Here is a 12,300-nt window from a genome sequence, read left to right as displayed (position 1 = left end):
CTTTTGAAAATTTTTATAATAGACGTTGAATATGAAGGGCTAAATAGACTTTTTCATTAGGAGATATCTTGGCTCCTGTCTGTTCAGCGATGGTTTGGTAGATTTGATGACTAATCTCATAAGCCTTTGGATAACTTAGCTGAATCAGTTGTTCCATCTCGCTCAAACCTTCTGGATCTTCTCTTCCCTTATCTAGCGAATCTAGGAAATAATTGAGATGGATCATAAAGCGATCATAGAAATGACTGTTTTCTTCTTTCCGTTTCAATCCATTTTGAGCTAGTTTTTCTTCTACAGCTTTCAAAATAACTTGTCGGTCCTGGACATCTGGATCTTGCTCATGAATCATTTCCCCTTGTGCATTAATGAAATGATAAGCGATGCGATTCACTTCATCGTCAGGAAATTGATCCAAGAGCCGCTTTCGAAAGATCTCAATCGCTTCTTTTGCGATTTTATAGGGAATCGGGTGCATAGCAGACACATCAGGAAGGTCACTGTATTTATATCTTCCCTGTTGAACTGCCTGGTAAGAACAAAAGATGTGATCTGTTAATGTCACATAGATATATTCTTGAACAGGATAGGCATATTTCTTAGACAAGGTATCAATCACTTCATAAGTGGTTGTAATGAAATCAAGAGGAACATCCTTTAGAAGGGCCATAAAGTTTTCTCTTGACTCATCCGTATTTAAACGAAATACTTTTTCGACCTTATCATCAGCTACTAGATCATTTTTCTTTTTCCCAAATGCAATCCCACTCCCAATAACAATCAACTCTTGTTGTAGTTCATTTTGAACCAAAGCAACATTATTGTTCATTGGATGGATAATACGATACATGAGGCTCTCCTTTGTAAAATTTGTTAAAAGCAAATAAAAATGACCACGAAGCAACCGAAAAAACTAGCCTACACTAATTGTTCAGTCTACTTGTGGTCACGCCTAATCTAACTTAGTAACGCTCACTGCTATTCAACTTATGAACTTATTCTATCATAAGCTTTTTGTTTTGTAAACCCTTACAGCGAAAATTTTTAAACATTTTTTTATAAAAAATAAACAAGACCTTAAAATAATGAAGAGGCTGGGACAAAAGTCCTAGCCTCTCAATCATCTTTGGATTGTCGAGCAAGACGCAGTGGTTGAGTGGGCTCTACTACGCTGATTTCATCAGCTTTTACAGCCCTACTCAACTGTGCGGAGGTGGGACGACGAAATCGAATTCTAACGAATGACCGATTTCTGTCCCACTCTCTAACTGTTGCTTTAGGAGGCAATCATCATTTGAAACTTATACGCGTTCTGTCCAAGGTGTTGCTACTTTAGCTAAGACTGCGTTCAATTCTTCAATATTTTGTCGACCTTCTGTACGAAGCCATTCACGAGCAGCTGCTTCTCCATCTTTGATGTAAGCTTCTACTGAACCTGCCCATGTCGCACGTCCACAAAGAACACCGTTGAAGTTTGCACCAGATGCATGAGCAAATTCCAAGGTTTCTTGGAAGAGCTTAGCTGATACACCTGCACTGAGGTAGATGTATGGAAGGTTGGTTGCTTCTTCTTGTTCTTTGAAGAAAGCAGCTGCTTCTTCACGACTATAGACAACTTCTCCTTCTCCAAATCCTTCCACGAAGTTCACATTAACTGGAACTTCCACTTTCAAGACATCGATATTGAAACGAGGATCTGAAAAGACTTTCATAGCCTCAATCACCTTACGAGGTTTCACTTTCGCATATTCAGCAGAGGTTGCATCTGCAATTCCTTCATCATAAGCCAAGATTTCAAGGAAGAATGGAATATCTTCAGCAGCGCATTCAGAACCGATGCGTTCGATATAAGCTTGTTTTTCTTGGTTGAGTTCATCTGCACTATCTACATCATAGTAGAGCAAGAATTTCACAGCATCTGCGCCTTGTTCTTTGATGCGTTTTGCTGACCAAAGGTTCAAGCAGTCAGGCAAGCGTTTGGTGCTAGACGTATCGTAGCCTGTCTTTTCGTATGCGAGCAAGAGTCCTGCATCTTTGTCCAAGGCTTTTGTAGCAGGTAGACCATATTCTGGGTCCAATAACATAGATGAAGCATATTTTGTCAATTCATCAGCTACAAGGACTTTTAATTCTTCCATTTGTGCTACTGTTGGTTCTGTGTCTTGGTATTTGGCCATCAAGCGTTTCAAAGCCCCACGTTGGTCGAAGGCCAAAGCTGAAATGACACCGTCTTTTGTACTAAGACGTTCCAAATAGTTGCGTTTTTGTTCTGTTAATACCATTTTATACCTCTTTTACGATTAATTGTTGATACAAGGCATCATAGTGCCCCATGTTGACATGTCCTGTTTGTGCTTCTTGTGCATTTAACATTCCAAGAACATTTGCTTTCTTGAGCAAGTCTGCGTCACTCTCATGATGATAGAGACCAGATGCAATCCCTGCAACAGTCGAATCACCAGATCCGACTGGATTGACGACATCGATCTTAGGAATATCTACCTTATAGAAGACATCCCCATGCTTAGCGAAAGCGCCATTTGCACCAAGGGAGACAATCACCCATTCGATGCCATCAAAGAGAGAATCCTGAAGAACTTCTTTTAAGTCTTCCACATTCTTACTCACTTCTTTTCCTAACAACTGTGATAATTCTTCATTGTTTGGTTTAATGACCGTAGGCTTGACAGCTGCTTGAATGGCAGCTTCTAAAGAAGCTCCCGAGCAATCAAGTACGACTGGTTTCCCAGCTTCCCTTGCAATCTTAACAAGGCTAGCATAGTAGTCCACTGGTAAACCAGCAGGAAGACTTCCAGAGATGGCAACAACCTCTACTTGTTCAACCAAGTGACGATAATGGTCGAGAAAGTCTTGGCCTTCTTTCTCAGAAATGGTTGGACCTTTTTCTAAGATTTCTGTTTGCTTGCCTTCGTGAAGGATGGCGATACAATTACGTGTATCTCCAGCAATTTCAAAGAAACGTTCCTCTATCCCTTCTCCTAAATGATCGAGAATGAATTGCCCCGTCCGACCACCAAGTAGGCCAGTCGTTGCCACTGGATCCTTTATCTCAGAAAGTACACGGGTAACATTGAGACCTTTTCCACCAGCTGTCTTACTCACCTCAGCTACACGATTGACTGTATCCAACTGGAGTACATCCAAAGGATAAGAAATATCAATCGAAGGGTTCATCGTGACCGTTAATATCATACGTCACCTCTTAGTCGTGGTATTCACCACGGTCCCATTTTTCAAGGAATTCTGTAAAGAAATCAGCATCCGCTTGATGAGCATTATGGGTTTCCACATGTTGGATCTTAGCGATCAATTTTTTATTTTCTTCAGTTGGTTTGTATTCAGCGTGGATGAATGCTTCAATGATATCGCACATGAGCAATTCACCAGTAATTTTACCCCCAAACCCGATGACATTCGCGTTCAATTCTTCTTTTGCATAAAGAGCAGTTGTCATATCGCGTACCAAGGCAGAACGGATACCAGGTACTTTGTTAACAGCATTGTTAATCCCAACACCAGTACCACAGATACAAACACCAAGATCTGCTTGGCCACTTGCTACGGCTTCACCGACTTTCTTACCAAAGATTGGATAGTGGGTACGTGTATGGTCATAAGTCCCAAAGTCGAGCACTTCGTATCCTTTTGATTTCAAAAAATCAGAAACAGCCATTTTTTCATTTGTCACAATGTGATCACAACCAATTGCAATTCTCATTTGAATTCTCCTCTCATTAGCACATCTTATTCAACATATCAACACGGATTTGGTGACGGCCGCCGTCGTATTTACCATTGACGAAGCCTTTGGCAATGTTTTTCGCCAATTCATCTCCAACAATTTCAGCTCCCATGGTAATCATTCGAGAATTGTTGTGTCCACGTGTCATATAAGCAGAACGTTCATCTGAAACTTCTGCTGCCACCATTCCTTTGATTTTAGTCGCAACCATAAATGGACCAGCTCCATAAGCATCAATCACGATTCCAAGATTTTGATCGTTTTTGTTCACTTCGCTCGCAACTGCAAGTGTCACATCTACAAAATCTTGACCTTCAGCGGTTACATCTACAACATCGAAGTTTTCTTTTACAAGAAACTCTTTCACGAGATCTTTTAATCTTAATCCTGCAGCATCTGCACCAATTACAATAGACATGTCCTGTCCTCCTTTTGTTTGTTTCAGCAAATATTCCTGTTGTTAATTTTTCACAAAGAAACATTTTCTTACTTTTGATATTATATTACACCTATTTCGAACGAAAGTCAACATTAAATTGTTTATTTTCGAACATTTTTTTAAAAATAAAAACACCATATCTAGAAAAGATATGGTGTCAGTTTTCAAACTACATGGAACGATTATTTTGCATTTGCAGCATATTCTTCGTTACGTTTGATCATTTGTTTTCTGTACCAAGCGAAGATTCCGATATAGAATGCCAAGAAGACAACTACACCAAGGATAGCTTTGATATCACCAGTTGTTGCGTTACCGATTGTCCAACCGAGCAATTTTTCAACTGGTCCTTCAAGAGTTGAGTGAGTGATCAATTGAGTAGAAGCTACCCCTTTAGGGAAGGCATCAACACTCTTAGCCAATTGAGTTGCAAATGGTGCAATCAATGTACCTGAAAGAAGGAAGAGTGGCAAGAGAAGGCTTCCGAAGATGATCATACGGATCAATTTACCGCGTGTTACAACCAACAAGGCTGGAGTTACACCCATAGCGATGATCCCTGCAAGTGGCAAGATACCATTTCCGACTTTAGAAAGAAGCACTGCTTCGATCAACATGATTGGTGCAAGTACGTTGGCACAAGCCCAGATTTCAGCACGACCAGCGATAAATGGCCAGTCCAAACCGATGTTGAATTTACGTCCTTGAAGACGTTTAGTAGCAACGTTTGTAATACCTTGTGACAATGGTTCTACTGCTGCGATGAACCAAGAACCGATCAATGAGAACAATTCCAAGCAGACACCGGCAGTCAAACCAAGGCTCAACCAACCTTTAATAACCAATTCCCATTTGTCAGCATCTTGCACACCAGCAACTGGATGTGGAGTACCCATGATACCGATGACGATACCAAGAAGGAAACCGATAAAGAATTTAGATCCCCAGAAACCGATCTTCTTGTTCAATTTAGCAGCGTCGAAGTCGTATTTATCAAGACCTGGGAAGAATTTGTCAAAGATTTTATCCAAGACCATGATGATTGGGTTCATCATGTAGTTCATGTGAGTAGATGTCATAGGTGATGAACTTGGTGCATTCAACAAATCATCAAATGTTGGTTTCATCAAGTCTGAGTTGATGATTTTCATAACCCCTACAAGGACAACGGCAAGAGTTGCAACGAAAAGTGAAACTCCTTGGCTGACACCGTTGTTGTCAGCATACCATTTGATCAAAAGACCAGTGATAGACAAGTGCCAGATATCGAAGATATCGACGTCAAGTGTATCAGTTTTCTTGATCGCAAGCATGATAACGTTGACGATCAACATAATCAACAAGAAGTAAAGTGTCCAGGCAGACCCCCAAGTAATGGTCGCAAGAGGCGCCCAACCAACGTCTGTGATATTCAATTGAATACCAGTATTCTCAACGAATTTTGCAAGAGATGCTGAGAAAGCTCCATTCAACATACCGATGATAGCACCGATACCAGTAAGGGCGATGGCAAGTTTAATACCACCTTCAAGGGCTTTAGAGAATTTCACTCCAAATAAGAGAGCCAATAAAGTCAAGACGATCAACATGATGATCGGAGCACCCATGTCTAGGATGGGTTTGAAAAATTTATTGGCAAAATCAATAATGCCATTCATAATAAATCCTCCCGATTTATGAATTTTTTTGTAATTTACAGCAGAAAGTGTTCCCAATTTTATAATTGGATAACGCTTACAATCACGTTTAAAAAAATATTAACTTAATCCATGTTCTTTAATGGCAGCTTCGATGTTATCAAAGACTGGCGCACTCATCGCTGGAATACGGAACAAGATTGGTCCTGCTTCTACCACTGGAATACCAGGATCGAATCCCAAATCAGTTGCAGCAATTGGAGTAAAGATGTCATAACCAGAAATCAAATCTTCATTGACGTCTTTGACCATGACAGCGTCACAACGCACATCATAACCACGGTTTGACAACTCTTCTTCCAACGCATTCTTAATTTGGTGGCTAGAGTTAACACCTGCACCACAGGCAGCTAAAATTTTAATCATTTGGATGTCCTCCATTATAAATATTTACGAATGTTTTAGGAAATAGTTTCCGTAATGTATTGATAAAGCTTATCTTCACTATCTAATTTTGATAGAGCTTCGAGATTTCCATTGGATGTAAAGAAATCCATCAGTTGGGCCAAAATATTGGTTTGGCTTGAGCTCGTATTATTGATAATAAAGAATAAGAGTGAAACTTGAACTTCCTTATCTGGAGCAATCATATTATGGAAAGTTACGGGTTGATCCAAACGAACCACAACCACATTCTCAGTGAGATTATGGACAATGTCTGTGTGCGGGATCGCCACATTTGGTAAGTCCTTACCAAGAAATTCCATGTCTAATCCAGTCGGGAAAGACTTTTCACGCTCAATCAAAGCGGAACGATAGGTTGGTGTCACAATCTGTCGCTCTTCCAATAAGCTTGCTACCTGCTCAAAGAGATCTGTTTGATCCTTGGCATGTAGGCAAAACACAAGATCTTTGTTAAAGAGTTGATTTAATCCCATTGTTGCCACCTCCTTATCTAACTATTTATTTATAGCTTCAGTATATCACTATATTGATTGATTGTCAATCTTTTTTTGTCTAGATTTGTTTATTTTTGTTTATATATTACTCTAAAGCGCTTTCTATCCGTCATTTTCCAACATCATTAAATCAGTAAAAAGAGAGTGGGACAGAAATCGGTAATTCGTTAGAATTCGATTTCGTCGTCCCACCTCCGCACAGTTGAGTAGGGCTGTAAAAGCTGATAAAATCAGCGTAGTAGAGCCCACTCAACCACTGCGTCTTGCTCGACAATCCAAAGACAATTGAGAGGCTAGGACTTTTGTCCCAGCCTCTCATTTTATATGATTTTCGTATACAAGGCATATTTGTCTTTGATCTTCTTTGGAATACTATCATCAGTAATAATGGCATTCAGGTCTTCCACTCGATAGAAACTATAGAAAGAATAGCTATCAAACTTACTGTTATCAGCAACCACATATTTCTCAATTGCGTTGTTTAGAATAATAGCATTACCATTTCCCTCTTCTTCATTGGCTGTGGAAACATGATGCCCATCGATGCCATTGACCCCGATGAAAGCTTTAGAAACCTTGATTTCTTTCAAGAGTTTATTGGCAAATTGACCGACAAAAGTTTGTGTCTTCACCCGGTAGCGACCTCCAACTAAGATCAAGTCATAATTTGGAAAATCTTTTAGCTTTTCAAAAATGGGGAGGGAATTGGTGACAATACTGATTTCCTTTCCTTCTAAATAGTCGCCGATAAAATCTGTTGTCGTACCAGACCCAATAAAGACGGTATCCCCATTTTCGATCAACTCTGCACATTTTTTTGCTATGGTTCGTTTCTCATCAATATTGATGAGATTTTTCTCACTGTGAGAAGCCTCTAACAAGCTATCTTTTACCTTTTTGTGGGCTCCACCATGTACACGAACTAAAAGACCTTGTTTTTCAAGATCGATCAGATCGCGACGAATGGTCATGTCTGTCACCCCAAAGAGTTCCTTGAGTTCTTTGACTGATACCACACTTTTTCGATCCAGTTCCTGAAGAATTTCAACATGTCTGCTATCTTTCATGGTACTACTTCCATTCCTACTATATTTGTCTCTATTATACTATATTTTTCAAAAAACACAAATTCAAACATTATATTAACAAGGGTAAACATGATATTTTTAAATAAATAAAAGAAAAAAGCCTTCTGATAAATCAGAAAGCTTTAATTTTGCTATTTCTAGCTTCCTCACCTTTGGATCAAGGCTCGGGACAAAAAGGTTTAGAAAACCTTTTTATTTTGCGATTGGGTAAACAGAAACTTGTTTTTTATCGCGACCTTTACGTTCGAAGCGTACTACGCCTTCAACTTTTGCGAACAAAGTATCGTCTCCACCACGTCCAACGTTCACACCTGGGTAGATGTGTGTTCCGCGTTGACGGTAAAGGATAGATCCACCTGTTACAGTTTGTCCATCAGCTGCTTTAGCTCCAAGACGTTTTGCTTGTGAATCACGTCCGTTTGATGTAGAACCTCCACCTTTTTTGTGGGCGAAAAGTTGCAAGTTAGCAAGATTCAATTTCAACATAATTGTTTTCCTCCATGTTAGTTTTCTGTGATAACTCTTGTTTGGACGAACTCTGAAGAGTTCTCCGATAAGTTTGCCATCCCTAAGAAAAATGATTCAAAGAATAGTTGGGTCATTTCTCTTTGATGTGGTGGAATATCTGTCGGGATTGTGACCCGAAGGAAGCCACCTTCTTCTTCGTTTAATTCTAGATCCGGTTCGTAGCCTGCAAATTTCTCAACGGAGTTGACAAAGTTAATGGCTAGAGTCGAAACCGATGCACACACGACATCAAAGCCATATTCACCGCTTCCAGCGTGCCCAGTGATTTCTGCACTCCTCAGCTCGCCATCTTCGGCTCGTTCAAAGACTGCTTGTATCATGTGTTCTCCTAAAAATTAAGCGTTGATAGCGTTGATGACAACTTTAGTGTAAGGTTGACGGTGACCTTGTTTACGGTGGCTACCTTTTTTAGGTTTGTACTTGTAAGTAACAACTTTCTTTTGTTTTCCTTGTTTTTCAACAGTTCCAACAACAGTAGCTCCTGAAACAAGTGGAGTTCCGACAACAGTGTTTTCACCACCAACAAGAACAACTTCGTTAAATGTAACTTCTTGACCAGCTTCAACGTTCAATTTTTCAACGTAGACTGCTTGACCAACTTCAACTTTAACTTGTTTTCCGCCAGTTTTAATGATTGCGTATGTGCTCATTATGCACCTCCTATGTATTTTTGGGTTTCCCCGTATTTTTGTGAAGACTCGCCTAGCATCGTGGGACGAACCACTTACTCTCATAGAAATGAGCGACGATGTTCGAGCGGTTGCACAGGCATGTGCATAGTCAACTCTCTAAGTATATCACTTCTATCAGACAAAGACAAGTATTTTTGCGCTTTGAAAGCGAATTTTCTTTGAAAAATCTATTTTTTGTATCTTGTAGTTTAAGATCGCATTCAAAACCTGCCTTTATCTACTTATCCTTAAATTTAAAGTCATTGAAGCTCATTTTGGCTTTAGACGAATCGTTCATCCCCTTCATTTTTTCTTCTTGTTCCTTAGTAATTTTTATCGGAATCGCTGCAGCAGTATTGGGTTTTAACACACCCGATTCGCTCACTTCATAGTCAACTGTGACATCTTTAAAAAGTGGCTCTCCATCATATTCCAAATTCAGGACAAAGGATCCATCACGATCGATGGTTGTGGTGGTACGATTCACAATAAAGAATAAGGCGAAGCGATTTTCCTCATTTCCAAAGGTATATCCTGGAAAAAAGACAAATAATTTTCCAGCTTCTCCAAGCGTTGGATGTTCCTTGATAAATTTCTCAGACGCTTCCAAGACTTCGTTGTCCTGGTCTTTATACTGCTCGGCCCTGACAAATGTGAGGGGTTCTTTTTTTCTATTGCTTGATTGGCTAGTCTTCTCTTCTTTTTTCGGGCCAGTAAACGATACTTTGACACAGCCTGTCAACAGAAGCAAACTTGTCATTAATACGATAATTTTTTTCATCTTGTCTCCTTTAAGTTGGTTAGAAAAAGAGGCTGGATACGCCCAGTCTCTCCTATAGCAAATCCTCAATCAGGTCATCAACCTCGTCTTTTTCTACTTTTGGTGTGATCTCTGTTACGATGATGCCTGCTACAGCTCGCTCGACCAAAGCTTCCACATCCATTCGTTGCTCATACTGCTCCGCATTTTTGAGTTTCGGATTAGTCTTTGGACGATCTGGTGCAAAGATGGTACAACAGTCTTCAAACGGTTGGATAGAGATTTCAAAGGTATCAATCTCTTGGGCAATATCGATGATTTCCAACTTGTCCATGGTCACCACCGGACGGATAACTGGTGTATTGGTTACCGCATTGATGGCCTGCATACTCTCTAAGGTTTGACTAGCCACTTGTCCTAAGCTTTCACCATTGATAATCACCAAACCACCGCGAACCTCGCGAATGCGGTCTGTAATGCGCATCATAAAGCGACGGGTCAGGGTCATGAGGTAAGCTTCTGGCGCTTTAGCCTTGATCTCCTCTTGGATCTCTGTGAAGGGCACCTCGATAAATTGGATATTGCCCCCAAACTTGGTCAACTTCCGTGTTAAGTCATGAGCTTTTTTCAAGGCACCTGGGCTGGTATAAGGGGGGCTCGCAAAGTGAACCGCCTCGATATCCACCCCACGCTTCAAGGCTAAGTAGCCAGCTACTGGAGAGTCGATCCCACCAGAAAGCATGAGCATCCCTTTGCCAGACGTACCAACAGGAAGGCCACCTGCTCCCTTAATGGTTTCATAAGAGATGTAGGCTGCTTCTTCTCGGATTTCGACTTGCAGGTTGATATCTGGTTTTTTCATTTGGGCCTGAATGGTTGGAATGGCTTCAAAGACAGCACCACCCAAGGTTTGATTGAGTTCACGGCTATCGAGTTCAAAAGTGTGATCGCTACGCTTACTTGAGATTTTAAAGGTCAAGCCGTCCTTGTAAATCTCCTTCATAATCCCTTGCACCGCAGCTTTCAAGGCTGGGACTGATTTTTCAATCTTGTAAACAGGTGAAAAATTTTGGATCCCAAAAACTTGCTTGAGGGATTCTGCCACCGGCTCATAATCCGTCCCATGTAGATAAGCATGGGCCCGATCGCGGTCCGCTGTCACTTTGACAGCCGGATAAATAGATAAAACATCTTGGATATTATTGCGAAGTTTATTGATGAAACGCATGCGGTTTTTCCCTTTAGTAGAAAGTTCTCCATAGCGAATCATAATTTCTGAATAGGTTAAGGTCATATTGATTTCCTTCTATATTTAACGTACTTTTCGTGTTTGTTCGTAAATCAGTTTGAACTTGGTCAAGAATTGCTCGACTTGGCTCATGTCATTTTCAATATCGAGACTGAGGCGAACTGCTGTCTGAGCGATGCTCTTGTCCACTCCCATGGCAATCAAGGTACCAGCTGGTTTTCCAGCCTTGGACGAGCAGGCACTGGTGGTCGAGATGTAAATATCAAACTCTTCAAAGGCATGGACCACTACTTCACCACGAACTCCCTTGATCCCGAAAGTCAAGATGTGAGGGGCAAAGTGATCCTCACCAGAAAAGACAGTGACATCTGGATAGTTGGCCAATTCTTTGCGGATGACTTCTTTCATCTGCTGGGTCTTGCTGGCAAAAACTTCTTGGTTTTCCATAGCTAAGCGTAGGGCTTTTGCGGTTGCTGCGATACCTGCCACGTTCTCAGTTGTCGAGCGCATTTCTTTTTCTTGACCTCCACCCGTTAAGAGAGGGGTGATCTTTTTGCCTTCTTTGATGTAGACAAAGCCAACTCCACGAAGACCATGGAATTTGTGACTAGAGAAGGTCGCAAAGTCCACGCGCTCTGGTAGATAAACTTCTGTTGCTACCTTGGCTAAAGCTTGAACAGCATCGACATGGAAACTAATCGTTGGGCGATCCTCAAGGAGAGCCGCAATTTCATGGATGGGCTGGATGGAGCCAATCTCATTGTTGACGGCCATGACAGAGACCAAGGTCGTATCTGGACGGAGAAGACTAGACAAGGCATCCACTTTGACAAAGCCACGCGCATCCACTGGAGCATAATCCACTTGGAATCCTTGCGTCTTTAACCAAGCAGCGGACTCCTTGATAGCGGGATGCTCGATGTCAGAGACAATGATATGCTTGCCATAAGGAGCTTTCTCAAAGGCGACACCCTTAAGGATCCAGTTGTCCCCTTCGGTCCCACCAGACGTGAAGTAAATTTCCTCAGCTTTCTTGCCAATTAACTCTGCAATCTGTTTTCTAGAAGCCTCTAAAATACGAGTCGCTTGACTACCTAGATTGTGCAAACTAGAAGGGTTGCCCCAGATCCGTGTCACTACTTCTGTATAGGTCGCAAGGGCCTCTGGATAAGGTTTGGTCGTTGCTGAATTGTCAAAATAAATCATGTC

The 12,300-nt window shown here is 41.1% G+C and carries 15 protein-coding genes and 1 other annotated feature; all 15 genes read right to left on the bottom strand.

From position 1 onward, the window contains the following. Positions 1 to 13 precede the first annotated feature (13 nt). The 15 genes from LIZ08_RS04105 to LIZ08_RS04035 all read right to left on the bottom strand — a co-directional run bounded on the left by LIZ08_RS04105 (position 14) and on the right by LIZ08_RS04035 (position 12,297). A complete protein-coding gene (locus LIZ08_RS04105) occupies positions 14 to 847 on the bottom strand; it encodes a PRD domain-containing protein (protein WP_021153391.1) in 834 nt (277 codons plus the stop codon). 451 nt (positions 848 to 1,298) lie between these two features. Continuing rightward, complete coding sequence (gene lacD / locus LIZ08_RS04100; protein WP_003007720.1) at positions 1,299 to 2,279, bottom strand: tagatose-bisphosphate aldolase; 981 nt, start codon at positions 2,277 to 2,279, stop codon at positions 1,299 to 1,301. Position 2,280: 1 nt separating this feature from the next. Next, entirely contained in the window at positions 2,281 to 3,210 is a 930-nt protein-coding gene (locus LIZ08_RS04095; protein ID WP_227038326.1) for a tagatose-6-phosphate kinase, read from the bottom strand. 10 nt (positions 3,211 to 3,220) lie between these two features. Continuing rightward, a complete protein-coding gene (gene lacB, locus LIZ08_RS04090; RefSeq protein ID WP_003002763.1) occupies positions 3,221 to 3,736 on the bottom strand; it encodes a galactose-6-phosphate isomerase subunit LacB in 516 nt (171 codons plus the stop codon). A gap of 16 nt (positions 3,737 to 3,752) precedes the next feature. After that, a complete protein-coding gene (lacA, locus tag LIZ08_RS04085) occupies positions 3,753 to 4,178 on the bottom strand; it encodes a galactose-6-phosphate isomerase subunit LacA (protein WP_003007724.1) in 426 nt (141 codons plus the stop codon). A gap of 203 nt (positions 4,179 to 4,381) precedes the next feature. Continuing rightward, positions 4,382 to 5,857, bottom strand: coding sequence for a PTS galactitol transporter subunit IIC (locus LIZ08_RS04080; protein ID WP_049498245.1), 1,476 nt, complete (start codon positions 5,855 to 5,857; stop codon positions 4,382 to 4,384). 99 nt (positions 5,858 to 5,956) lie between these two features. Further along, positions 5,957 to 6,262, bottom strand: a complete 306-nt coding sequence (locus LIZ08_RS04075) for a PTS sugar transporter subunit IIB (RefSeq protein WP_003002828.1) — start codon at positions 6,260 to 6,262, stop codon at positions 5,957 to 5,959. A gap of 35 nt (positions 6,263 to 6,297) precedes the next feature. Next, positions 6,298 to 6,774 (bottom strand): PTS sugar transporter subunit IIA, encoded by a 477-nt coding sequence (locus tag LIZ08_RS04070; protein WP_023918370.1) that lies wholly within the window; start codon positions 6,772 to 6,774, stop codon positions 6,298 to 6,300. 341 nt (positions 6,775 to 7,115) lie between these two features. Next, positions 7,116 to 7,862 carry a DeoR/GlpR family DNA-binding transcription regulator gene (locus LIZ08_RS04065; protein WP_009731217.1) on the bottom strand — a complete coding sequence of 249 codons (747 nt, stop codon included), beginning with the start codon at positions 7,860 to 7,862 and terminating at the stop codon, positions 7,116 to 7,118. Between the two features lie 213 nt (positions 7,863 to 8,075). After that, a complete protein-coding gene (gene rpmA / locus LIZ08_RS04060; RefSeq protein ID WP_003002805.1) occupies positions 8,076 to 8,369 on the bottom strand; it encodes a 50S ribosomal protein L27 in 294 nt (97 codons plus the stop codon). A gap of 17 nt (positions 8,370 to 8,386) precedes the next feature. Beyond that, positions 8,387 to 8,731 (bottom strand): ribosomal-processing cysteine protease Prp, encoded by a 345-nt coding sequence (locus LIZ08_RS04055; protein ID WP_003002581.1) that lies wholly within the window; start codon positions 8,729 to 8,731, stop codon positions 8,387 to 8,389. 15 nt (positions 8,732 to 8,746) lie between these two features. Further along, entirely contained in the window at positions 8,747 to 9,061 is a 315-nt protein-coding gene (gene rplU / locus LIZ08_RS04050; RefSeq protein ID WP_003007734.1) for a 50S ribosomal protein L21, read from the bottom strand. A gap of 34 nt (positions 9,062 to 9,095) precedes the next feature. Then, positions 9,096 to 9,183 (bottom strand) — a sequence feature (ribosomal protein L21 leader region). A 137-nt stretch (positions 9,184 to 9,320) separates the two neighbouring features. Continuing rightward, positions 9,321 to 9,863 carry a membrane lipoprotein lipid attachment site-containing protein gene (locus tag LIZ08_RS04045; RefSeq protein WP_024055387.1) on the bottom strand — a complete coding sequence of 181 codons (543 nt, stop codon included), beginning with the start codon at positions 9,861 to 9,863 and terminating at the stop codon, positions 9,321 to 9,323. Between the two features lie 52 nt (positions 9,864 to 9,915). Further along, entirely contained in the window at positions 9,916 to 11,136 is a 1,221-nt protein-coding gene (gene thiI / locus LIZ08_RS04040; protein WP_227038325.1) for a tRNA uracil 4-sulfurtransferase ThiI, read from the bottom strand. A gap of 18 nt (positions 11,137 to 11,154) precedes the next feature. Beyond that, on the bottom strand, positions 11,155 to 12,297 hold the full coding sequence (locus LIZ08_RS04035; RefSeq protein ID WP_227038324.1) for a cysteine desulfurase family protein: 1,143 nt from the start codon (positions 12,295 to 12,297) through the stop codon (positions 11,155 to 11,157). Positions 12,298 to 12,300 lie beyond the last annotated feature (3 nt).

Origin of the sequence: Streptococcus sp. 210928-DFI.4.42, from assembly GCF_020554365.1 — a bacterium.
Lineage (GTDB): Bacteria > Bacillota > Bacilli > Lactobacillales > Streptococcaceae > Streptococcus > Streptococcus parasanguinis_S.
Note: the sequence above shows the minus strand (reverse complement) of the source record. Positions and strands in the feature narration are given on the sequence as shown.